Here is a 24762-nt window from a genome sequence, read left to right as displayed (position 1 = left end):
ATAACCTGTTGATGATCGAAAAAACATTAAGATGTTCGTTAGCTTACACATCAAAATAAGTTTTGATTAATTGCTGTTTCGTTTCCGAATCCACAAACGCATATTTCAACGCTTTTTTGTTAATCAGTGGAATATCTTCAAGCGTTAACAGTTGATTGTCTAATAACAAAGCATATTCCTTAACGAGATTCGTACGTGTAACGCCTCGATTATCTGTATTAATTAAAAATGGAACGTCCAACTGTTTCAACAAAGGAATATCGATATCATTAATGTTTTGAATGGCTTTTGTTTGCAGATTGCTGCACGGACAAATTTCTAACAATACATCTTCACGCTTCAACTTACTTAACAATTCGGTATCTTTCAAAGACGAGACACCATGTCCGATACGCTTTGCACCTAGTTTAATGGCGTCATAAACATTTTTGTTGCAACCACATTCGCCTGCATGTAACGTAATATTCAACTTGTGTGCTTTCGCATAGGCAATACACTCCGCAAATTCATACATCGCATCATCTTCTTCTCCACCTGCCAAATCGACACCGACAACATATTTTTGTAATGACGGCTGTTCATGTAAATAGCGAAACACTTCAATATTCTCAGCGTTACTATGATGTTTCATACCACATACTAATAAACGTACGACAACTGAATACTGCGCTTCTGCTTTCATCGCACCTTGCACAGTCGCACTAATGACATCTAATAACGATAATCCTTTGTCCAAATGAAACTTAGGTGCAAAGCGCAATTCAATATATTTAATCCCGTCACGATGGGCTTGAGCAGCGACATCAACAACACTATCAATCAAACTCTTCTCTGTTTGCATAACCTTGAGTATTTCGTCAAAACACCCTAAATACTCGACTAAGCTTTGGCAATCATCATCGACTGACGTTTTCTCCATATCAAGAGCTATATTTTGTTCTTCAGCTTGTGTCGCTAAATATTCCGGACTGACTGATCCATCTAAGTGACAATGTAACTCTATCTTAGGTATCTCTCTGACTGTACGATTCATATGCGTTCCTTTCAAAACTATAAAAAGTTTATCTCATCACAAATTTATTGTTATAAGAATACCACAGTTTGATCGAGACACAAATAACAATACATAGATAAAATACGAACTTTCTTTTCAAACAAAAAAGGCTAAAACATACCCGTTAAAAGTGATATGTTCTAGCCTTTTATTATTATTTCATATTTTTAAATTGCTTTCTAAACCGTATGGCGATAGCGCCTAAAAATGCCAATACAAACCCCATGACTGGTGCTGTATGTGTTTCTGACTCTCCAGTATAAGGCAGTTGACGTTTCGTTACATTATTTGTCGATGACGTCCCGCTAGACTTCCCAGGACGCATATCTGTCAAATGTGCCTTATGAGTTGTCTGCGTACGCACAGTTGAGTCATCATCAGAATGATTAGGATGGTATGTTACTGGTGTGACAGTAGTCTTTTCAACCTTCGCCATTGCATTAGTTATAGACTTCACACCCACATCCGATGACCCTGATGCTGAAACCGGCACAGTCACTGGTTGTTCACTTTCTTTCTCAGTCGTATGCATAGAGGCAGGCGTATTTTGCGTCACATCATCAGAACTTTGTTGCTCCTCTTTCACTTGAACAGGTTCAGCAGGTTCTTCAACTGATGCAACATCTTCTTTAGCCGGTACATCGCCTTGTTCAACTGACGCAACGTCTTCTTTAGCCGGTGCATCGCCTTGTTCAATTGACGCAACGTCTTCCACCGGCATTCTTGGCGCCTCTTTCTCTATAAAGCCATTAATCCAATCGTATAACTCTGGTGTGATTGGCGTACCTAATGTGCCGTAATCATTACCTCTTGTTCCATACGTATGAATTGCGACAATATCACGACTGTTATCTAACAAAACAGGTCCGCCAGACTGTCCTTCAGAATTCAGCATGGAATATTCAATTGTCCCTTGCTCTTGAACTTGAATAATTGTCCCGTCCGCTTGCCACTGGTTCTTTGTTAAACGATTCTTCTCTATCGGATATCCTTGACTATACACTTTTTTACCAATCATACTGCGATCAAAAGGCTTAATATTATACGGTTGAATTAAGTCGCCAATAGACTGTCCTTTCTCATTCGGTTCAACTTCAATAATACCCATGTCATACCGTCTCCAAGGCGTTTCTTGATACTTGTCAGGTACATACATCGCCTTAATTTTAAATCTACCATACGGTTCGTTCTCCCCATCTTTTCCAGGTATGACATAGCCACCTGTCATGTAATCTCTCGGATAATTATTGTTATACAAAACATGACCGGCTGTTAAAATTAGATTTTTTCCGATAACAGCACCCGATCCATCACCACCTTTTAGACTTTCAATCTCACCCGTATAATTCGCATTATCCGTATGAACGAAAGCCGTCTCAGCTTTCATATCACTACCCGTTAACTTCTTACGTGTATCTATTAAATTTCCTTCTGCGTCATAATTCGGGTCTTTAGACGTGTCATAAACAAATGGTTCGTCTGATGCTTCATCAACATCCATATCCGATGCAACATCTTCTAAATCTTCGTCAAACGTCTCTGTTGCACTATATGTATTGCCTTGTACCTCACTTGAATTGTTTTGTTCAGCAGGTGCATTTAATGGTTGTGTCGTTAATGAATGGTCAGTAACATTATCATCGCCTGCCACTTGCTGTTCTTGCGTTACTTCTTGTGTCGTAGCCGTTACATTGGGTGTTGGCGTTTCTTCAACCTCACTCGCCTGTGCACTGGATATTGGAGAAACAAAATATAGACCCGTCATAATTAACGGCACTTTTATGTAGTTAAATTTATGCATGGCATGACTCCTTTCTCTCTTTATCATGTAGTATAGCCTTGTTTTTAATTTTAATCAACTTATTTGTTAGGTTAACCTAAATTATTTGGTTTTAGATAGCTACCTTGTAGAGCAACTCGTATAGATATCTAAAATAAACAAGTCACGACCTTTTATTCATACGCTCATTTAACCAGAAATACTATATTAAAATAATAAAAGTGCTATATCTGTGGCATGTTCTCACTGTTACTTACCGCACCTCGTTTTCTATCAAATCAATTCCATTCAGACACATGCTGTCATTCTCATATTTATATAGCAGTTTTTTATCACGGTTCAGAATCCATGGGTGTTCCTTTGCATTATCTTTGAGCGTGTATTGTTAGATTAGAGTTTTTAGTTCACTGTTAATTTACAGAAAATTCTTTTAAATTATTCAATTTTTTAAAAATTTATGCGACACTAGTGTTACTGGGTGGGAATACAATTTCATACAAAGGGGATAGATACATATGAACACATCAACACTACTTTCAATTCAACATGTGACACAACTGTATGACAATCAAAAAGGGATTCGTGATATAACATTCGATATTGATAGCGGAGACTTCGTTGCCTTAGTCGGTTCTAACGGTTCCGGCAAATCGACATTGATTAATACGATTTCAGGGGTACAATCGTATCAATCTGGTACAGTCACAATTAACGACACCTACTTGCCGTCGAAACACCCATACAGCTTTTTAGGTTTTAGTCCGCAACAACAAGTCGTCGATTGGTACTTAACAGTTTTAGATAATGTCGTATTGGGCACATTGTTAGCTGGATATAAAAATAAAGAAGCCACTCATTTGGCGACCGAAGCATTAAAAATTGTAAATTTAGAAGACAAACATCATTTGACGGTAGATCAATTATCTGGTGGTCAGCAACAACGGGTACAAATTGCACGATCCATTGCACATAACCCTGCTTTTTATCTTTTAGATGAACCAACGACTGGTTTAGATACGGAATCTGCAGAAAGCTTTCTCAGTTATTTAAGTGATGCTGTTAAAGAACGTGATGCTGCTGCAATCGTATCGTCACACGATCTCAATTTATTAGAGAAATATTGCAATAAAGTGTTGTATATCGATCACGGAGCACTCAAATATTACGGTAATATGGCAGATTTCATTGAAAATAACAACAAAACCATCAACTATACGATTGTCTATGCAGAGCCACTTAATACAACTACTGTTCATACAGTTATGGCACAACATGTGAACCAATATGACGTTATAGATGACCATACGATTAGATTCAATATCAACCATACCCAGAACGTATCAGATGTTATTCAAGCATGTGCAACATTGGGAAAAATTAAAAGTTTCAGCGAAGAAAAAAAGAGTTTACGTGATTCTTATTTATCTATCAAACAATAAGGGGATGGGTATATGTTAGTCCAAGAATTCAGAAAGAAAAGCAACTTAGGCATTAGTAGTTTAGGCATTTTAATGCACATAGAATTTAAAGCTTTTTGGCGCAACAAAAATATCTTAATCACACAAGTCGTCCAACCGACGATTTATTTTCTATTTTTAGTCATGGGGCTCGGAGGTGCTTTAGGTACTATCACATACTTTAATATGGACATCCAATACCAGTCCTACGCATTGATTGGTGTAATGGGGTTATTAATTGTAAGCCAAATGACACAAACGATATATCGAACAACGATAGATAAAAGATGGGGCTTGTTGTCACTCAAATTCTTAAGTGGCATTAAGCCATTTTACTATATCATCGGCATGTCAACATACCCTGTCATTGGTTTTACCGTCCAATCACTATTACTTTACGTACTCACACTACCATTTGATTTAAACATATCGTTTATACAGTTTGTCATTGTCATTTTAATCGGCATCATTTCGTTACTTTTTTGGACATCTATCGGCATTATGATTACTGTTTTTATCAATGATTATCAAAAAAGAGATACAATTATTGCGATGATGATGTTACCTTTGGGGTTCTCAGCACCTACTTTTTATCTCGCTGAAAACGTACCACAATACATTAATATCGTCGCATCTATTAATCCGTTAACTTATCAAGTGACAGCCATGCGTAACACATTGTTTGGTATACAAGACCATTTCTATTTGTTATTAGCTGTTGGATTAACAACTCTCTCATTGATTTGCGGCATTTGGGTACTGAAACGTAGTAATCTTGTCATTAAGGAAAACTAGATATGTTCAAGCTTTCTCTGAAAAAGGGGATTGGGTGTCTATGTCCCAGCCCCTTCCTTTTATATCAAAACAACCTAAATTCTTTATATACTATTCAGATTAAGGATTTATCGGCTTTTATTTACAATGTATTCTTGTATATTTCTCATACTGTGCTCTATATTAGCAATCATTTCACTGCTATTAGGTTTCAAACCATAAGTGGTAGAACGACTCTCACCAAATTTCATAACAATATCTCTTTGAATAAGTTTATTGATGTTTGTTTTAGCGATATATTCAGTGAAGCCTTCCAAATTTTGTATTTCTTTCATTTTAACATTTCTATTTTCTTTAATAATATATCTTAGAATATTCTTTTCCGGTTCTGTCAAATCATTGTAGCTATCAACTAAGTCAATTTTCCATATTTTTAGTTTTGTTTTTCCTTCGCTACTCTGAATCTCCGGCATACGGAACTTATTCCTTTTGGCTACATTGAATATTTTCATGCCCCCTGAACCAGCTCGCTCACTATAACCAGCTTTTCTAAATAATGTAAAAATAGTTGCATTTCTAGTTTTAGATTCTCCTCCTCTTGCAAATTCTTCTTTTGTGACTAACATTTCTCCCGGATTGTTAAATACATAATTATTTTTATAGGCTTCTACAATGATAGATGAGTTGTCCTCATAATCAGCATGTATCAGTAAATTTGCCAGTGCTTCTCGCAAAGCAACTTCAACATCACTTTTAACATCCTGACGAACTTTTGTTTCATCATCTAATACAAATTCTTCCATTACTGTATTCGTCAATCTATTTAAAACCGTATTATAAAAATTAAATAAATTTATTTCTTCACTCCCCATTTCACCCGAACTCACTCGATCAAGCCATCTTTTATCTTCAGAATAATGCGTTTTATTACGATAGTCTAAATGGAATTTAGGATAAACATCTAAAATAGCATTTTCTTTACCAAAAAATAACAATGCCCCTTTTTTCAGCTTATATTCATTCTTTTCCCTATCCCTTCCTACAGCTCCAAATTGCTTTAGAAACTCCCAGTGATCCATAGATAAAACGTCCATCTCTGAATTTCTTTCATGAATTAAAGACTTATACTTTTTAATAGTATCCAAATCTAAATCCTCAATTGTAAAATTAGATAATAATTCACTATCACTATTTGGGTTAGCATCCCTTAGATAACGTCTCATTTCTTCATTGCTCATTTTATGATCACTATCATTTCTTCTTATAAAACTATTATTTATATTACCTCTAACATGTACTGGTTTGTATTCACTCTTTGCTTCAGGTACGCGTACTCTTAAGAATTCTAAGCCTTTATATTCTAATTTTTCTATATTACTGACTTTTATATTATTGAAATTAGTAAACTGCTTATCATTAGCTGTATCAACAATAATTTGAATAAATTTTTGTGCATCAACCAAACCAGTCACTTCATATCCATAATCGCTTTCACTAACACCTAGATAAATATACCCACCTTCAGTATTGGAAAAAGAAGAATAGGTATCCCAAAAAGTCTTTGGAAACTGACCCTTTGCCTTTTTATACTCAACTGTTGTTCCTTCTTCCAAAAATTTTAATGTCATTATCCTTCAATCCTTTCTTCTCTAGTTCTAGAGGTTTTCTAGAGGTTTTCTAGAGGTTTTCTGACAGTCATTCCCTAAATGCTTTATATCTACAGTGTTTTACAGCTAAATTTTCTAGAGGTTTTCTAGAGGTTTATAGATATATCTTAATCCCCTTCAACTACTTTATTTATCATAACGCATGAGTTCATTGCTTTTAGATAATATGCTAATATAGCGATTTTTATAAACTAGAGTCTCTATTTTTCCAGTATAATCAAAACGCCATAAACAAACAACAAGATTACATCGTATACTTATTATTACCTATAACACTCTTGTCGTTTATATAACTTAAAAAGGCTAGAAACCGCAAAACAACGGTATTTCTAGCCTCTTATTTATGTTATATCCTTATTCCCACTCAATTGTGCTTGGTGGCTTAGATGTAATGTCATAGACAACGCGGTTGACGTGATCGACTTCGTTCACGATACGTGTTGAGATTTTTTGTAAGACTTCCCAATCGATACGTGCAAAGTCACTTGTCATACCGTCAATAGATGTTACCGCACGGACGCCGACTGTGTAGTCATATGTGCGGTAGTCACCCATAACCCCTACTGAGCGAATGTCTGGTAATACTGTGAAATATTGCCAGATTTCACGTTCTAAGCCTTCTTCACGAATGACTTCTCGTAAAATCGCATCTGATTCACGGACGATTTCTAACTTGTCTTCCGTAATTTCGCCAAGGACACGGATACCAAGACCCGGACCTGGGAATGGTTGACGCCAAACGAGGTGTTCTGGAATACCCAATTCGATACCAAGGGCACGCACTTCATCTTTGAACAGCGTGTTGATTGGTTCAATCAGTTCAAATTCCATGTCTTCTGGTAAACCACCTACGTTATGGTGTGATTTGATTGTTTGTGCTGTTTTTGTACCTGATTCGATAACGTCTGTATAAAGCGTACCTTGTGCAAGGAAGTCGACACCTTTCAACTTAGATGCTTCATCATCGAATACATATACGAATTCGTTACCGATGATTTTACGTTTTTTCTCTGGGTCTGAAACGCCTTGAAGTTTTGACATGAAACGGTCTTTCGCATTAACACGAATGATGTTCATGTTAAAGCCTTCTCCAAATTGTTCCATTACCATGTCGCCTTCACCTTTACGTAATAAGCCATGATCTACGAAAATACATGTCAGTTGATCACCAATTGCTCTGTGTAACAATACGGCAACGACTGATGAGTCTACACCGCCACTCATCGCACATAATACTTTGCGATCGCCTACTTTTTCACGGATTTTTTGAACTTCGATGTCGATGAAGTTTTCCATTGTCCATTGACCTGTACATTGACATACGCGACGGACAAAGTTTTCTAATAAATCATTTCCGTATTCTGTATGACGTACTTCTGGGTGGAATTGTACGCCATAAATACGACGCTTTTTATCTTCAATGGCCGCATATTGCGTGCTTGGGCTATCCGCAATCACTTCAAAGCCTTCTGGAATTTCGATTACTTTATCTGAATGACTCATCCATACAGTTTGTTCTTCTGGTAAACCGTGGAATAATTCGTCCGACTTCGCTTTAATAATCGCTTTACCGTATTCACGTTCATTTGCACGCTCAACTTTACCGCCTAAAAGTTTTGTTGTTAATTGCATTCCGTAACAAATACCTAGTACCGGTACACCTAAATCATAAATTGCTGGATCAATTGTGAACGCATCTTCTTCGTATACCGAGTTCGGTCCACCAGATAAAATGATACCTTTCGGGTTCATCTTTTTAATTTCATCTAACGAAATCTCATGATCATGCAATTCACTATAAACGCCCATTTCACGAATACGACGTGTAATCAGTTGATTGTATTGACTTCCGAAATCTAGGACAAGAATCAGTTCTTGTTCTTTTGCCATTTCCATACTGTTGTACTCCTTTAACCTTAGAATGAGTAGTTAGGTGATTCTTTCGTAATTTGAACATCGTGTGGGTGACTTTCTGCTAAGCCGGCTGCACTCATCTTCGTAAATTGTGCTTCATCACGTAGTTGTTGTAAGTTGTGAGAACCTGTGTAGCCCATACCACTCTTCACGCCACCGATTAATTGATAAATTGTGTCTTGTAATGGTCCTTTATAGTCAATACGACCTTCAACACCTTCTGGCACGTATTTCTTAGGTGTTTTATCTTCTTGGAAATAACGGTCATTAGAACCGCTTGCCATTGCACCTAATGAGCCCATACCACGGTACACTTTATATTGACGGCCTTGGAACATTTCAACTTGTCCTGGGCTTTCTTTTGTACCTGCTAATAAGCTACCTAACATAACAGCATGTCCACCAGCAGCTAATGCTTTAACGATGTCACCTGAGAACTTAATACCACCGTCAGCAATAATCGCTTTGCCGTGTTTGCGTGCTTCTGTCGCACAGTCATAAATTGCGGTAATTTGTGGTACACCTACACCTGCAACGACACGTGTTGTACAAATTGAACCTGGTCCAATACCTACTTTGACAACATCTGCACCCGCTTCAAACAATGCTTTTGTACCTGAAGCTGTCGCAACGTTACCTGCAATAACTGTAATTTCTGGATATGTTTCTTTAATATGTCTTACTTGATCGATAACACCTTGTGAGTGACCGTGTGCTGTATCGATAACAAGTGCATCTACACCTGCTTCAACAAGTTTTTGTGCACGGATTGACGTATCTTTCGCAATACCAATTGCTGCTGCAACAAGTAAACGACCGTGTTCGTCTTTTGCTGAGTAAGGATATTCATGCACTTTTTCAATATCTTTAATCGTAATAAGACCTTCTAATACGCCATTTTCAACTAATGGTAATTTTTCAATGCGGTGTGATTGAAGAATGTTTTCTGCTTCTTCCAATGTTGTACCTACTGGAGCTGTAACCAAGTCTTCTTTCGTCATAACGTCTGAAATTTTAATTGAAAAGTCTTCAATAAATCTTAAGTCACGATTTGTAAGAATTCCGACAAGTTTACGTGAATCTTTGCTTTCTACGATTGGCACACCTGAAATGCGGTATTTACCCATCAATGCTTCTGCTTCGTATACACTTTCATCTGGTGTTAAATAAAATGGGTCTGTAATAACCCCGTTCTCTGAGCGTTTTACTTTTTGTACTTCATCTGCTTGATCTTCAATGCTCATATTCTTATGAATGACACCTAAACCACCTTGACGTGCCATTGCGATTGCCATTTTTGACTCAGTAACTGTGTCCATACCTGCTGATACAATCGGAATATTCAACTTGATCTTGTCTGATAGTGTTACACTCAAATCCACTTCTTTTGGCAATACATTCGATTCTGCTGGAATTAATAAAACATCATCAAATGTTAGTGCTTCTTTTACAAACTTGTTTTCCCACATTTTTGTACAGCCTCCATTCAAATTGTTAGTTACATTATTTCACATTTTCTTGATTTTGTTGATAGTTTAGACCATTAAAAAATAAATTTAATACAATTGCTGATAACGTACCGAGTACAATACCGTTTTGTGTTAACCATGCGAATTGATCACCAAGCGCTTGAAACGCTTCTGGTACTGCAGTAATACCGGCACCTAAGCCGACAGAAATTGCAATAATTAATAAGTTATTTTGGTTTTTAAAGTTAATATCATTTAAGATGCGCATCCCATATGCCATGACCATGCCGAACATTGCCAGCATTGCGCCACCTAATACGGATAAAGGAATAATATTTGCAAGCGCGCCGAGTTTTGGAATACAACCACAAATAATTAACAAAATGACCATCCCGTAGATGACATCATTCTTTTTGGCACCTGACAATGACACAAGCCCAACGTTTTGAGAATACGCTGTGTAAGGGAACGCGTTAAAAATTGATCCTAACGTAATCGCAATCCCTTCTGCCATATAACCTTTTCGGAAGTCTTTACGCGTTAATGTCTTGCCAGTAATTTCGCTCAATGCGTGATACACACCTGTTGACTCGATTAAGCTGACCAGTGCAACGATGAAGAATACAATCGTCGCGCCTACATCAAAGCCAAAGCCTGTAAAACGGAAAGGTCTTGGTAGTTCAAACCAATGTGCTGAGCTTACTTGTCCTGTGTCTACTACGCCGAAGAAACTTGCAAGAATAGTTCCAATCACAAGTCCTAACAAAATGGCGATAGATTTTAAAAATCCACGTGCAAAACGCTGTAAAATTAAAATAATAACAAGTGTCACAGCACCTAACACAATATGTTTCGGATCACCGTAATCTTTGGCACCTTGTCCCCCTGCCAAATAGTTCATCGCAACGGGCATTAATGTAATACCGATAATCGTTACGACACTTCCCGTTACGACAGGTGGGAAGAGTTTAACGAGAGATGCAAAAAACGGTGCGATAACGATGACTAATAGTCCCGATAAAAATAACGAGCCATATAAAACGTCAATCCCTTTCGTTTGACCGATCAAAATCATCGGTGCAACTGCGGTAAATGTGCATCCTAAGACGACCGGCAGACCGATACCTATCCCTCTATATACTTGTAGGAATGTCGCAACCCCACACATAAAAATATCTACTGTTACAAGGTACGCCGTTTGTTCCGCAGAAAAGTCTAGGCTCGTCGCTACGATAATTGGCACGAGTATCGCCCCTGCATACATAGCGAGTAAGTGTTGTAAACTCAGCAAAAACCTTCTCATTATTGGTCATCTCCTAACAACGTGACCTTGTTCCCTTTGAGTGAGGCTACTTGGCAAAGTGAAGAAACGACAAGTCCTGCTTCTTCTAGACGTGCACGCCCCGGTTGGAAGCTTTTCTCGACTAATATGCCGACACCTGCTGTTTTAGCCCCTGCTTGTTGTGCTAAGCGATGTAAACCGAGTGCCGCTTCGCCATTTGCTAAGAAATCATCAATAATTAAGACGGTATCTTGATCTGATAGGAATTCATTAGAAACAATGACCGAATTTGTTTTGTTTTTCGTAAATGAATGTACATCTGTTTGATAATAACCTTGATTTAATGTGCTTGGCTTTGCTTTTTTCGCAAATAAACATGGCACATTAAAACGGTGTGCCACCATAATCGCTGGTGCAATACCAGATGCTTCTATCGTTAAAATTTTTGTAATGCCTTGGTCTTGAAATTGCGAATGAAAGACTTCCCCAATCTCGTACATCAATCCTGCATCAATTTGATGATTTAAAAACCCATCCACTTTAAGAATGCGTTCGTCAATGACCACACCGTCTTCCATGACTTTTCTCTTTAACGCGTCCAAAACTATTCCTCCTTGATAACTCAAGATATTAAAAAACCCCAAAACTAAAGAATATTGTTTCAGGTGTTTGAGTAATCATCATACAATTGTAAAATAACGCAGACATGCGCGTTAAAACGTCCTTTTCCATTGCGGTTGTTTAAGATGCACACTACGCAATGAAAAAACGAAACAAACGCCGTGTGTTACAGATGTAGTCATTACTCATAGTCATATCGTTTAAGGCGACATGGTAGAAACTTCTAAAGCCATATTCTTCAGATTATATGAGTCTATATAAATTATTAACTGATAATAGCAAATTTAACGTTTTTTAGCAATACTAGGGTGCAAAACGTTGATTTTTAGAAATCATGCAACCCTTTACAAAAGTTACCATATAATCGCATAATAAAAATGTATGCGTTTAACTTTTATTTTAAAGGGTATTTGAAAAACTAAATAATGATGAACGGGGGCGTCCAAAATGACTCATTTTAAATTAGTAAAAGGTGAAGAAGAAACAATTCAAGCTGTTGATGCATTATTACGTGATGGTTATAAAGAGCACGAAATTACGATTATCAGCAAGGACCGACTCAAAACAGACCGTTTTAATGACTCAGAGGTAAAGCAAAAACCGACTGCTGGTACGATTAGTGACAAGTTTATGCGCTTTTTTATCGGAGAAGACCCTGAAGAAGCTGCGTTTACACGTTACAATCTTACAGACAACGACAAAGAACAATTAAAACAAGCTGTCATTGACGGGGAAATTGCCATTATTGTAGATCACATCCCACACGCACAAGGCGAAGTTGCGCATTCAAACAGCGCCTACGAAACACAAGACTTTAAACATCATCCGTCTGAACACAAAGGTGACATCGAATAATTACAGGCAACACAATACAAGCACTTGGGCAATATATCATAATGCTCAGGTGCTTTTTATATGCAACATGCTGTCATACTTATATTTCATACAAAATGATTATGCTATACTAGAGCCACTACAAAGAGGTGATAGGCTATGAAATTTATTCAAATTAAATCAACACAAGATCCATGGTACGAACCAGCACTCGACTTCTACACAGGTAAGTTAGACGCCCTTGTCACTGAAGATGAATCCGTTTTTGTTCAATCACTTAAAACAGAAAAAACACAAAATGATTACGTATTTTTAGTAGGTATTGAAGAAGAACGTGTGGTCAGTTTTGCAACGGCACACTATGAAGCGACGACAAATGCTGGCTTTATCATTTATTTACTTGCAGAACACGGTGACAATCACGAAACGTATCTTGAAGAAACACTGAAACAAACCGAAGCACAAATTAACGTGCTGTCTAACCAACTACACGGTAAAGATGTAAACTTCTTTATGTTTGAGTCAACATTTGAATCGCCTGACGTTGATTCTAAAACCGCAGACGACATCGCATTTCGCAGACGTTTTCTCACACAACACGGGTTTGAAAAGCAAACGAAAATCCCTTATATACAACCATCTCTTGATCGCAATGGTAAGCCGGTGCCACTTGATCTTTATATCAAAGCAAATATCCCTTTGACGAAAGACATTTATGGTACAAGTATTAAGTCGTGCTATATTCTGAAGTATGTCTTTGCCAACCGTCTACCACGAAAAATCATTTATCCATTACTCGTTAAGATGGATTTGCGTAAAGACCCAAGCGCATAAGCTCTTGAAATCAAGCAATAAACTCGCTACAATTAGGGAGAGGTAAGACTGACGGGTCACTGAACGAACACTGACAGTCGTCTAAATTGTAGGAGAAAGGATCCGGTTATATGCTAACAAAAGAATTTGCCCAAAAATCTGGCTTAAGCGAAAAACAAGTTCGCAAAATCGTTCAGCACCTTGAAGAACGTGGTTATCATTTAGGTAAAACGGAATATCGTGGACGTGAAGCGACTGATTTTAAAGAAGAAGATATTGAATTATTCCAAGAGATTGCCGAGCGTGTCGGTCAAACGAATAGTTATGAGCTCGCATTTGAAGAACTCGAAAAAGAAAAAGACTTCTTACAAGTCATCGTTAAAGACGATGCACAACAGTTACCAGCTGATCAGCAGCTTTCTAACTTATTCAATGAGTTACACAACGAAATCAATCAAATGCGTGAAGAACGTCAAATGCTTGGTCAAATGGTCACACAAGTGCACAAACAACAAGAAGCTTTAACTGAGTTACATAACAAGTTAGAAGCACAACTCAAAGCGAACAGTGCGTCTATGGATGCCTTAACAGAAGCTCAGAAGAAGCAAACAGAACAACTTGGTACTACACAAAAACATATCGAATCGCAAATTGAAGAACAAAAAGCTTTGGCACATACAATTGAAAACAACGAGAAAAAAGGCTTTTTCCAACGCTTATTTGGCGGTTAAATAATGTATTTATATAGCAAGATACGCTAAAAATTCAATATCATGCTAGGGGTGCTCGAAGTGAGCTGAGAAAGATAGACTCTTAACTCTTTGAACCTGATATGGTTAATACCATCGAAGGGAAGCGACAACATGTTATTACATGTGTCATCGTGTGTTTGTGCCGTGTTCTACTTGTTACTGAACATATTGAAGCACGCATTATGCATGACTCAATTTCAATCATACATGTCAACTTCCTGCACCCTAACATGCAGGAGGTTTTTTTATGTTACAAACTGTTATTATCGGTGCGGGTGTGATGGGATTGTCTATTGCACGTCAACTCAATCATAAAGGGCGACACATACACATTATCGACCGGTCTACGCCACGAATGAACGCCTCATACGCTGCGGGCGGAATGTTAGGCGCACAAAATGAGTTTTTTGAAGACACTCCGCTCTATCGTCTAGCAATGGCAAGCCGTGCTATGATGCCCGAAACGGCCGAGCAACTTCGCAAAGAAACACACATGGATATTGAATTACAAACATATGGTCTCATCAAAGTTGCTACGTGTGCCGCACATATGCCAGATGTCGAGAAACAATTTGCTTTTCTGTCGTCACAAGATCATGCGATATATCAACTAACACCTGCACAATTGCGTCAGCGTTTCCCGAATTGCGATACTGAAACATGTGCTGCTTTTAAAATTCATGACGATGGACAAATCAACGCTAACCTATATACGCAAGCTTTGTTGCAATCCGTCGCAAAACGACCACATATCGACTTGCATTTGCACACTGAGGTCATGCATATTACACAAACGGATGACCATTATCATATCGCTACGTCTCGTGGTGTCTTTTATGCAGATCAACTCATTATTGCGGCAGGCGCATGGAGTGGCACGTTGCTCAAACAATTAGATATCGAACTTCCTACACAACCGGTTAAAGGCGATGTCAAACTTATTGAATCTGACTACACAGGTTTGAAGGAGACCATTTTCAATATGAATGGCTGTTATATTGTTCCTAAAAAGCCAAATCGCTTCCTTATTGGTGCAACATCTGAACTCGATAATTGGAGTACGCATAATAACCCGACAAATATTCGTTGGTTGGATCAGGAAAGCCTACATATGATACCGGCGCTACGTCAACACCGTGTCATTAAAACGTGGACGGGCATACGCCCTATCACACCAGACGGTATCCCAATTATGGGTGCGATACGTCCTAACCTTTATGTTTCAACAGGACATTACCGTAATGGTATTTTATTGTCACCTATCGTTGGACAGCTTATGGCACAATTGATAGACGGCAATTCAAATGCAAAGAAACAATTATTGCCATTTTCACCAATTAAATAAAAAAATAATGTATAGGGCTTGATTTTATAAGTACTTCCGCTTATTCTTATAATACAAATCGGAATTAAAAAGGAAGCGTCTATATGTCTACATTTTTAATCATACTTAACTTAATTATTTTCATCGCTGTACTTGCTGGCTTGTGGATTATGGCGAAAAAACATGTCAAATTCCCTAAACGCGTATTTATCGCACTCGGTCTAGGGATTCTACTAGGTGTCATTGTTCAACTTATTTACGGTGCAGAGAGCAAGATAACAACGCAAACAACGGAATGGATTGGCATCATTGGTAACGGATATATTTCCTTACTTCAAATGATTGTGATTCCACTCGTTTTTATTTCTATCATTGCGGCATTCACTAAAATCGATATCGGTGAAAAGTTTGCCAAAATGGGTTCTTATATTTTTATGTTCTTAATCGGTACAGTAGCAATTGCTGCTATCGTTGGTATTGCTTATGCGATGCTATTTGGCCTTGACGCATCAAGCATTGATTTAGGACAAGCAGAAAATGCACGTAGCTCAGAAATCGCACAAACAGCGAAAGATTTAACAGCTACGACGTTACCAGCACAAATTTTAGAACTGCTTCCTGCGAATCCTTTCTTAGACTTCACAGGTGCACGTTCAACGTCAACAATTGCCGTCGTTATTTTCGCGGCATTTATCGGTTTTGCATACTTGCGTGTCGCACGTAAGCAACCTGAAAATGGTCATGTTTTAAAACGTGGTATCGATGCAGTGTACGCACTTGTTATGGCAATTGTTACATTCGTATTGCGCTTAACGCCATACGGTATTTTAGCCATCATGTTAAATACATTAGCAACAAGTGACTTTGCAGCGATTTGGACACTCGGTAAATTTGTTATCGCGTCATACGCGGCATTGATCACAATGTATATTATTCACATGATTATTTTAGCCGTTCTTGGTGTCAACCCAATCCAATATATGAAAAAGACAACAGAAGTGATGTTATTTGCTTTCACATCTCGCTCAAGCGCAGGTGCGTTACCATTAAACATTCAAACGCAAACGAACCGCTTAGGTGTGCCACAAGCAATTGCAAACTTCTCAGGTTCATTTGGTCTGTCTATAGGACAAAACGGATGTGCCGGTATTTACCCTGCCATGCTTGCAATCATGGTCGCACCTGTTGCAGGTGTTGAAGTCGACCTTCAATTCATTGCAACACTCGTGCTCGTTGTCATCATCAGTTCATTTGGTGTAGCAGGTGTCGGCGGTGGCGCAACATTCGCCTCTATCCTTGTCCTTTCAGCGTTGAACTTACCAGTCGGTCTTGCCGGTGTGCTTATCTCAGTTGAACCGCTAATCGACATGGGACGTACAGCATTAAATGTCAATGACTCAATGCTAGCAGGAACTGGTACAGCCAAACTTACAAAACAATTAGATGAAGATATATTCAACGACAATCAATACGATGAATTAACCGCAACAAATTAATACAAACGAAACGCCGTATAATCAGTTAGCGTCATGCTATCCGAATATACGGCGTTTTTTTACTATTTTTTATTAAATCCTGAACTTTGGAGCCAGTCATTCATCTCTAAACGCTGTTTGCTACTCATAAAGTTTGCAACTTGTTCTGACCATGTCTCTGTTCGTTTACCTTGTGTTCTTTCTTTATAATATTCAGATACTGTTTGATCGTACGCATCCAATTGTTGACGTTGCGTCTCTCTATCTTTGTCATACGTATCAATATGAAAAACATGCTCCAGCGGCAAGCGTGGTTTCGGTGCGCCGTTCTCATCATCTGCTGGTACACCTATCGCCATGCCAAAGAGCGGGAACGTATACTCAGGTAAGTCTAAAATTTGTCGTACACGTGCAACTTCATTACGCAATGAACCTAAGTAAACTATGCCATATCCCATATCTTCAGCAGTCAAAGCAATATTTTGTGCCATCAATGACGCATCCACCGTTCCAACAAGTAAACCTTCTGCCGATTCAAAACTCGTTGTCATATCACGTGACTGATGTTCATTGACAATACTGTGGCGATTGTAATCGATCACGAATACAAGTAAATAACCGTTGTCCACCACATAAGGCTGTCCTGAAACTTCTTTCAGCGCTAATTTTTTCTCTACATCTTCTACGCCAATCACTGACGTCGTTTGCAAATAACTAGATGTTGATGCCATTTGCCCTGCTTCAATCAACTTTTCAACTGTTTCACGTGCTAACGGTTCCGCTTTAAATTTTCTAACCGAATGATGTTTCTTCGCTAAATCATAAACGTAGTCTGACATACGTGACACTCCTCTATGCTTTTTTCTCATGTTAGCAAATTAGCGTTTGAAACGCATGTCCCTTGCTTACTTGCATCTTTGCCCACAAACCTTTATCATAATAATATAAATTTTCTGATAAAAAGGAGTGTCTTTATGTCACAACAAGCACATCAATTAGCAGAACAAGTATTCCAAGCATACGCGTCACAACAACCGATTCCTTTCTTAAACCCTGAAGCAGCAGTAGATGAAGTACTAGGTTATCAAACGCAAGATGCTTTAATCGATAAATTGAAATCACACAATCAAACAGAGATCGCAGGCTATAAAGTGAGTATGACAAGTGCTGAAACACAAGCTTACGCCAATACCCATGAGCCGGCTTATGGCACATTACTACAAACCGTACTTAAGCAAGACGGTGCAACCGTATCATTAGATAAGCTATTCGCACCGCTCATCGAACCTGAATTAGTTTTTATAATCACAGAAGATTTACCGGCAGAACCAAGCGTTGAAGACGTACTTAACCATTCACAACTCGCACCTGCTATTGAAGTACCAGATGCACGCTACCAAGACTGGTTCCCTAACTTTACATTAGGCGATTTACTAGCAGACAACACAGCTACAGGTCTTGTCGTTGTTGGCGAACCAGTCGCACAACTCGATTACGAGCAGCTAGGTCAAGTGACAATGTCTTTAAAGTATAACGACGAAGAAATCAAAACAGGTGTAGCATCTGAAGTACTCGGCAATCCTGCGAAAGCGGTCCAATGGTTAAGTCAAAAATTAGCAAGCCATGGCAAAGCACTCAAAAAAGGCGATGTCATTTCATCTGGTACATTTATCCCACCTATCAAAGCAGAAAAAGGCACGTATACCGTTGACTATGCAAACGTAGGACGCGTCACTGTCACATTTAACTAATCCATATTAAAAGGCTTTTCGAGTCATCCTTGAAAAGTCTTTTTAACTTAGTTTAGGAAGAAGTCGCCATCGACATTTTCAATAAAGGTGTCTTTAATTGAGAATTCACAACAATCAATGCTATGATAAACATATGGCATATGTCCATGTTGTTTACTACTGTACATCATTCCAGTACAGCAACATTGCATGATAAAAGACACGTTCAATTTATTGATGTTTAATAATTGACGTTTTTATCTTTCCATGCCATAATAATACTCAAGATTAGAATTATTATTAAAAAGGAATTATAACAAAGAAGACTTTGTGGTAGTTCTAATCTAATAATAATAAGCACATATATTAGGAGGCCAATTAACATGTCATTAATCGGTAAACAAATTGAAGATTTCACAGCACAAGCATACGATGCAAAAAAAGACGAATTCGTTGAAGTAACACAAGAAGACTTAAAAGGTAACTGGAGCGTTGTTGTATTCTACCCAGCTGACTTCTCATTCGTATGTCCAACTGAGTTACAAGACGTTCAAAGCCAATACGAAAAATTACAAGAACTTGGTACAAACGTATTCTCTGTATCAACAGACACACACTTCGTACACAAAGCTTGGCATGATCACTCAGATGCAATCAGCACATTAAAATACACAATGATCGGTGACCCATCACAAACAATTACACGTCAATTCGACGTATTAGATGAAACATCAGGTCTTGCACAACGTGGTACATTCATCGTTGACCCTGACGGTGTTGTTCAAGCAGCTGAAATCAATGCAGACGGTATCGGCCGTGACGCAAGCACATTAGTACACAAAATCAAAGCTGCACAATATGTACGTCAAAATCCAGGTGAAGTTTGCCCAGCGAAATGGGAAGAAGGTAGCGAAACTTTAACACCAGGTTTAGATTTAGTAGGTAAAATTTAAGGAGGCTTTGCTGAATGCTTAATCAAGAGTTAAAGAATCAACTTGCACAACTTCTTGATTTGATGGAAGGTGACGTTGTCTTCAAACTAAGCACTGGCTCAGGTGAAACATCTCAAAAGATGGAAGAACTTGTCAATGAAGTAGCAGACATGTCATCACGCATTACAGTAGAAAAAGCAGACTTAAAACGTTCACCTAGCTTTAGTGTGAATAGACCGGGAGAGGACACTGGCATTACATTTGCCGGTGTTCCTCTTGGTCATGAGTTCAATTCTTTCGTACTTGCATTGTTACAAGTAAGTGGCCGTGCACCGAAAGAAGAACAATCTGTAATCGATCAAATCAAAGCAATTGATAAACCATTAAACTTTGAAACATTTATTAGTTTAACGTGTCAAAAATGTCCAGATGTTGTTCAAGCATTAAACCTTATGAGTGTCATCAACCCTAATATCACGCACACAATGATTGACGGGGCGGCATTTAAAGATGAAGCTGAAGACATTATGGCCGTTCCTTCTATCTTCTTAAATGGTGAACAGTTCGGCAGTGGTCGTATGACTGTCACAGATATTTTAAGCGAACTTGGTCAAGGCCCAGACGCTTCTGAATTTGAAGGTAAAGAAACATTTGATGTACTTGTTATCGGCGGTGGCCCGGCAAGTGCAAGTTCAGCAATTTATGCTGCACGTAAAGGTTTGCGTACAGGTATTGTTGCTGATCGTATCGGTGGTCAAGTGAACGATACACAAGATATTGAAAACTTGATTAGCGTGAAGAAAACAACAGGTACAGCACTTGCAGGTAACCTTGAAGCACATATTAATGAATACAATATTGATGTGATGAAAGGTGTACGTGCGGAATCTGTAAACAAAACAGATGATGGCATCGACGTAACATTAAACAACGGTGCAACACTGCGTTCAAAAACGTTAATCGTCTCAACAGGTGCACGTTGGAGACAACTTGGTGTACCAGGTGAGCAAGAACTTGCAAACAAAGGTGTTGCTTACTGTCCACACTGTGATGGTCCATTGTTCGAGAACAAAAACGTAGCAGTTGTTGGTGGTGGTAACTCTGGTGTTGAAGCAGCCATCGACCTTGCAGGTATTTGTAAGAGCGTAACATTGCTTGAATTTGGTGCTGAAATGCGTGCGGACAAAGTCCTACAAGAACGTTTAAATTCATTATCAAATACATCAGTGATCACAAATGCTGCAACAAAAGAAATCAATGGTGAGGAGCGCGTAACCGGCCTTACTTACGAAGATATGCAGTCTAATGAACAAAAACATATCGACTTAGATGGTGTCTTTGTTCAAATCGGTCTGTCACCAAACACTGAATGGTTAGGTGACACAGTTAACCGCAACAGAATGGGCGAAATTGAAGTGGACCGTCTTGGTGCAACAAATGTCCCAGGTATTTTTGCCGCTGGTGACTGTACAGATCAACGCTATAAACAAATCATTATTTCAATGGGTTCAGGTGCAACAGCTGCATTGTCAGCTTTCGATTACCTTATCCGTAACTAATAAAAAAAGAAGTCCGCATTTTCATGTGGGCTTCTTTTTTGTGATTCTTATAAGAATGATACAAGCCAATGCCACACTCTTGTAACGAGGTCTACGAGTCCATCCCACAATCTCTGCAAGAAGTTACGTGTTTCTTCGTTATCTAGCTCTTTCAACGCTTCAAGTTTATCGCCTGCTTGTTTTTGGATACTATCCCTTAATTCATTCGCTTGTTTTTTGTATGATTCTGGGTCTTGGCTCATCACATCTGATTGTGACACGTTGATCATGATATTTTGAATGACCGCAATCTCGTTATTACTTAATACATTATTCAAACCACTCTCGTTTAATGTTTGATTAACTATGTTATTAATCGTTAACTCATTGATTTGCTGATCAGACGCAACCGCATCCGCAATTTGTGCTTTCATATCAGCAATTGCTTCATTCAACGCTTCATCCGAATAACCATCTTTATTCGCATTGTTCTCACTAATACGTGCTAACTCATTCATTTCACTATGTGCATTTTGAATGTCTTCATTGTTCAACGAATTCCCTTGTGCTTCATATGCCTTGTAAATACCTGTCAGTGCACCTTCTCCCGTCACTGGGTCAATCGACGCAATACGAATCGTCGCATCTTGAATACCTGCCGTAATCGCCGCATTCATATATTGTTCTTTCGTAATACGTGTAATGTTCTCTGGTGTCTCAATCTCAACGTCTACACCGTGTGTAAAACGTTTCGGCTTAATAAGTGCACTTGAGTGAATATAATCATACTCTGTACCCGTATATCGAATGACATCGGTATTCGTCACTTGATACGTTGTCGTTCCATTGCCAACGCCTAACGCATCTTTCGTTTCTGCTAGTTGGTTTGCATTCAAATCAGCACCTTGAAGGAAAATCTCTTCTTTCGGTTTGTATTCATTCGCAGCTGACACATTATGTTCAACACCTGCAAATAATACCGAAGCCGCCACACCACTAATCAATAGTTTTTTATACATATACTCACTTCCTTATTCACACTTTTCCCTATTTTACCATGAGATATACCTTATCGTATCAATCCTCAGCCCGACAGTAAATTTTCTGAAAATAAGCTACCCAAATGGATTTAATCATGCTATAATTCACTTAATTCTTATCAGTTAACTATGTTTTAGGAGGGGTATGATGAAATATCTTAAGTTCAGTCTTATTTTGGTGATTGCGGTTTTACTCGTCGCATGTGGTAAAGATGATGCGTCTAGTGACTCTGATGCCAAAAAATTTACAATCGGTTTTGGTCCTGGTACATACGAAGAAATTTTCCGTGGTGGCGCATTGCCAATCTTGGAAAAGAAAGGTTATGACGTTGAAATTAAAAGCTTCTCTCAAACAGACCAAATCAATCCTGCCATGAAAGATGGCGATATTCAAGCGTCTGTTTTCCAAAGTACAGCTTACATGAATAGTATCAATGACAAAATTGATGCGAAAATGATTAAAAATAACGACGTACCAACTGCACCACAATCAGTATGGTCGAAAAAGCACAAGTCTCTTGATGAGGTACAAGACGGGCAAACGATTGCCGTACCAAATGACCCAGTAAACCAAGAACGTGCTTTACGCATTTTAGAGGGATTGGGTTGGATTAAACTTGATAACAAAACGACAGGTGTTAACTTTAAATTGTCGAGCGTACATCCTGATAAATACGACTTAAAATTCAGTGAAGTGGCAGCACCTCAAGTACTGCGCTCATTAGAAGATGTCGATTATGGTATTGTGAATGGTAACTATATTGCAGACAGTGGACAAAAAATTAGTGATGCTTTAGTTGTTGAAAAAACACCTGACGAACATAAAGTAATGTTAAGTATTAACGAAGCTGATAAAGACAAAGAATGGGCAAAAGCTTTACGCGAAACATATCGTGATCCAGAATTCAAAAAATGGTTCCGCGAACATAAAGAATACAGCGGTTATATCGAACCAACCGATTGGTAAAATGAAGTGTTTAGGAGTCAAGTCAAACAAGAACGATGGGCAAAACACCATTCCAAATTTCGTCGGGTTGCGAAGTTCCATCGAGCATCCTACTTTGCGAACACTGACTTGTCACAAAAACAGTTAGGCTTTTAACATCAAGTCTACAACAGCGTGTACGCGTTACATTTAAAATAAGACCTGTGCTTCATCACTGAGACACAGGTCTTATTTTATTTGATTTAACTAGCCATTTGTTACAGCAGTTGGTGCTTCACCGTAATCAATTTCATAGCCTAAGTCTTGAATCATATCGTAATCCAATTGGTTAGGTTGACCACCTGTAATTAAGTAATCGCCCACGAAGATCGAATTGGCTACCATTAATGCCGTGGCTTGTAGCGAGCGCAAGTTGACTTCACGTCCGCCTGCAATACGAATTTCTTTCGACGGATTGATTAAACGGAACAAGGCTAAAATTCTTAGACAACGCATTGGTGTAAGTTGCGCCATATCACCAAATTTTGTCCCTTTAATTGGATGTAAAAAGTTAACCGGGATACTATCTGCGTCAATTTTCTTCAGCGCAAAAGCCATGTCGACAATATCTTGATTTGACTCGCCCATCCCACAGATGACACCTGAGCAAGGTGAAATATTGTGGGCTTTCATCGTCTCAATGGTATCGACACGATCTTGATATGTATGTGTCGTCACAACTTCATCATGATAATGTTCACTTGTATTGAGGTTATGATTATAACGGTCAACACCTGCTTCTTTAAGCTTGGCAGCCTGTGCATCATTCGCTAAACCCAAACATGCACATATTTTCAACTGTGGATGTTCAGCTTTAATATGTTTGACAGAGTTTGTAATATGCTCAACTTCTTTGTCGCTTGGTCCTCTCCCACTCATCACAATGCAATAAGTGCCAATCTCATTCTCAGCTGCTACTTTTGCACCCTCGGTAATTTGATTTTCTGGTATCAATGCATAGCGCTGTTTATTTTTCATTTCTCGTGATTGACCACAGTAACCACAGTCTTCTGGACAAATCCCACTTTTTGCATTCAAAATCATATTCAATTTTACTTTATGACCATAATAATGTTTGCGCAGCTGGTATGCCTCATGCACTAAAGTCATTGTGTCCACTGTTTCGTCCACAAATAATGTATAAGCCTCTTGTGGCGTTAATGTGTCACCATTTAAAATTCGTTCTGCAATTGTCATATCAATCCCCTCCTACTCTAACAAAGTATAACATAATTGTAACTTTATTTTAATTTAAGTTTACATTAATGTTTGAATGTTTGACTCGACCATAATCGCTCTCTTATATGTCAAATGCCATTTT

The 24762-nt window shown here is 38.4% G+C and carries 21 protein-coding genes and 2 riboswitches; of the genes, 11 read left to right on the top strand and 10 right to left on the bottom strand.

Going from position 1 to position 24762, the window contains the following annotated elements; genetic code table 11:
• Positions 1-43: 43 nt before the first annotated feature.
• A complete protein-coding gene (gene add / locus TP70_RS05265) occupies positions 44-1033 on the bottom strand; it encodes an adenosine deaminase (RefSeq protein WP_044360121.1) in 990 nt (329 codons plus the stop codon).
• A gap of 175 nt (positions 1034-1208) precedes the next feature.
• Complete coding sequence (locus TP70_RS05260; protein WP_044360119.1) at positions 1209-2855, bottom strand: trypsin-like serine protease; 1647 nt, start codon at positions 2853-2855, stop codon at positions 1209-1211.
• Positions 2856-3349: 494 nt separating this feature from the next.
• On the opposite strand from TP70_RS05260, the gene TP70_RS05255 reads away from it, so the two are divergent.
• Together TP70_RS05255 and TP70_RS05250 are read left to right on the top strand one after the other, a co-directional pair.
• Entirely contained in the window at positions 3350-4273 is a 924-nt protein-coding gene (locus TP70_RS05255; protein ID WP_044360118.1) for a metal ABC transporter ATP-binding protein, read from the top strand.
• A 12-nt stretch (positions 4274-4285) separates the two neighbouring features.
• Complete coding sequence (locus TP70_RS05250) at positions 4286-5086, top strand: ABC transporter permease (protein WP_044360116.1); 801 nt, start codon at positions 4286-4288, stop codon at positions 5084-5086.
• 107 nt (positions 5087-5193) lie between these two features.
• On the opposite strand, the gene TP70_RS05245 is transcribed toward TP70_RS05250, so the two are convergent.
• The 5 genes from TP70_RS05245 to xpt all read right to left on the bottom strand — a co-directional run bounded on the left by TP70_RS05245 (position 5194) and on the right by xpt (position 11999).
• Positions 5194-6693: an RNA-binding domain-containing protein gene (locus tag TP70_RS05245; RefSeq protein WP_044360115.1), complete on the bottom strand. Its 1500-nt coding sequence runs from the start codon at positions 6691-6693 to the stop codon at positions 5194-5196.
• A 393-nt stretch (positions 6694-7086) separates the two neighbouring features.
• Entirely contained in the window at positions 7087-8628 is a 1542-nt protein-coding gene (gene guaA, locus TP70_RS05240; RefSeq protein ID WP_044360113.1) for a glutamine-hydrolyzing GMP synthase, read from the bottom strand.
• A gap of 20 nt (positions 8629-8648) precedes the next feature.
• Complete coding sequence (guaB, locus tag TP70_RS05235) at positions 8649-10115, bottom strand: IMP dehydrogenase (RefSeq protein WP_044360112.1); 1467 nt, start codon at positions 10113-10115, stop codon at positions 8649-8651.
• Between the two features lie 34 nt (positions 10116-10149).
• Complete coding sequence (gene pbuX, locus TP70_RS05230; protein WP_044360111.1) at positions 10150-11418, bottom strand: xanthine permease PbuX; 1269 nt, start codon at positions 11416-11418, stop codon at positions 10150-10152.
• Positions 11418-11999, bottom strand: coding sequence for a xanthine phosphoribosyltransferase (xpt, locus tag TP70_RS05225; protein WP_044360110.1), 582 nt, complete (start codon positions 11997-11999; stop codon positions 11418-11420). The genes pbuX and xpt overlap by 1 nt, the downstream gene beginning before the upstream one ends.
• Positions 12000-12186: 187 nt before the next feature.
• Positions 12187-12289: riboswitch (purine riboswitch) on the bottom strand.
• A gap of 176 nt (positions 12290-12465) precedes the next feature.
• Here xpt and TP70_RS05220 point away from each other — a divergent pair.
• The 5 genes from TP70_RS05220 to TP70_RS05200 all read left to right on the top strand — a co-directional run bounded on the left by TP70_RS05220 (position 12466) and on the right by TP70_RS05200 (position 17237).
• The gene (locus tag TP70_RS05220; protein ID WP_044360108.1) at positions 12466-12873 is read left to right on the top strand and encodes a general stress protein; all 408 of its coding nucleotides are present in this window, start codon (positions 12466-12468) and stop codon (positions 12871-12873) included.
• Positions 12874-13011: 138 nt separating this feature from the next.
• Positions 13012-13686, top strand: coding sequence for a hypothetical protein (locus TP70_RS05215; protein ID WP_044360107.1), 675 nt, complete (start codon positions 13012-13014; stop codon positions 13684-13686).
• 110 nt (positions 13687-13796) lie between these two features.
• Positions 13797-14396 carry a hypothetical protein gene (locus tag TP70_RS05210; RefSeq protein WP_044360106.1) on the top strand — a complete coding sequence of 200 codons (600 nt, stop codon included), beginning with the start codon at positions 13797-13799 and terminating at the stop codon, positions 14394-14396.
• Positions 14397-14433: 37 nt separating this feature from the next.
• Positions 14434-14536, top strand: a riboswitch (TPP riboswitch).
• 128 nt (positions 14537-14664) lie between these two features.
• Positions 14665-15762, top strand: coding sequence for a glycine oxidase ThiO (gene thiO / locus TP70_RS05205; protein ID WP_044360105.1), 1098 nt, complete (start codon positions 14665-14667; stop codon positions 15760-15762).
• An 83-nt stretch (positions 15763-15845) separates the two neighbouring features.
• Positions 15846-17237, top strand: coding sequence for an L-cystine transporter (locus TP70_RS05200; protein WP_044360104.1), 1392 nt, complete (start codon positions 15846-15848; stop codon positions 17235-17237).
• Positions 17238-17299: 62 nt separating this feature from the next.
• Here the strand turns inward: TP70_RS05200 and nfsA are convergent, their stop codons facing one another.
• On the bottom strand, positions 17300-18055 hold the full coding sequence (gene nfsA / locus TP70_RS05195; RefSeq protein WP_044360103.1) for an oxygen-insensitive NADPH nitroreductase: 756 nt from the start codon (positions 18053-18055) through the stop codon (positions 17300-17302).
• 135 nt (positions 18056-18190) lie between these two features.
• Here nfsA and TP70_RS05190 point away from each other — a divergent pair, with 135 nt between their 5' ends.
• The 3 genes from TP70_RS05190 (at position 18191) to ahpF (ending at position 21437) form a co-directional block, all read left to right on the top strand.
• A complete protein-coding gene (locus tag TP70_RS05190; protein ID WP_044360101.1) occupies positions 18191-18967 on the top strand; it encodes a 2-keto-4-pentenoate hydratase in 777 nt (258 codons plus the stop codon).
• A 362-nt stretch (positions 18968-19329) separates the two neighbouring features.
• The gene (gene ahpC, locus TP70_RS05185; RefSeq protein WP_044360099.1) at positions 19330-19899 is read left to right on the top strand and encodes an alkyl hydroperoxide reductase subunit C; all 570 of its coding nucleotides are present in this window, start codon (positions 19330-19332) and stop codon (positions 19897-19899) included.
• Positions 19900-19913: 14 nt separating this feature from the next.
• Positions 19914-21437 carry an alkyl hydroperoxide reductase subunit F gene (ahpF, locus tag TP70_RS05180; protein ID WP_044360097.1) on the top strand — a complete coding sequence of 508 codons (1524 nt, stop codon included), beginning with the start codon at positions 19914-19916 and terminating at the stop codon, positions 21435-21437.
• 47 nt (positions 21438-21484) lie between these two features.
• Here the strand turns inward: ahpF and TP70_RS05175 are convergent, their stop codons facing one another.
• Positions 21485-22435 carry a DUF1002 domain-containing protein gene (locus TP70_RS05175; protein WP_044360095.1) on the bottom strand — a complete coding sequence of 317 codons (951 nt, stop codon included), beginning with the start codon at positions 22433-22435 and terminating at the stop codon, positions 21485-21487.
• 169 nt (positions 22436-22604) lie between these two features.
• Between TP70_RS05175 and TP70_RS05170 the strand changes: the two genes are divergently transcribed.
• A complete protein-coding gene (locus TP70_RS05170) occupies positions 22605-23423 on the top strand; it encodes a MetQ/NlpA family ABC transporter substrate-binding protein (RefSeq protein WP_084207653.1) in 819 nt (272 codons plus the stop codon).
• 225 nt (positions 23424-23648) lie between these two features.
• On the opposite strand, the gene bioB is transcribed toward TP70_RS05170, so the two are convergent.
• Complete coding sequence (gene bioB, locus TP70_RS05165) at positions 23649-24638, bottom strand: biotin synthase BioB (protein WP_044360093.1); 990 nt, start codon at positions 24636-24638, stop codon at positions 23649-23651.
• Positions 24639-24762: the final 124 nt, after the last annotated feature.

The sequence above is a fragment of the Staphylococcus microti genome, from assembly GCF_000934465.1.
Classification (GTDB): Bacteria; Bacillota; Bacilli; order Staphylococcales; family Staphylococcaceae; genus Staphylococcus; species Staphylococcus microti.
The sequence above is the reverse complement of the archived record's forward strand: the minus strand, read 5'-3'. Positions and strand labels throughout refer to the sequence as shown.